Origin of the sequence: Pseudoalteromonas sp. GABNS16E, assembly GCF_028598715.1 — a bacterium.
Taxonomy (GTDB): domain Bacteria; phylum Pseudomonadota; class Gammaproteobacteria; order Enterobacterales; family Alteromonadaceae; genus Pseudoalteromonas; species Pseudoalteromonas atlantica.
In genome coordinates, this window is the sequence record NZ_JAQREZ010000234.1 from 1 (window position 1) to 247 (window position 247).

Annotated in this window: 1 pseudogene; it reads left to right on the plus strand. The window is 45.3% G+C overall.

Annotation, left to right across the window (positions count from 1 at the left end):
* Positions 1–247 (plus strand): annotated as a pseudogene (locus PSI06_RS21385) (hypothetical protein); the annotation flags it as partial.

The window sequence follows — 247 nt, forward strand, 5'->3', positions numbered from 1 at the left end:
TCCGTTATGCCGTGCATATGGCGTAACGCGACAAGGTTACTATCAAGCTATGCGCAGAATAGATGCTCGGAATAAAGAATTGGAGCCAGTCAAAGAATTAGTGATGTACTGGCGGCAATTCATGCCTACTGCGGCCGAGGAAGTCTTCGTTAGTGACATTACATACGTAAAGTCAGCGCAAGGCGTGCATTACCTATCGTTAGTCACTGATGCTTACAGTCGAAAAATAATGGGTTATGAGCTGAGT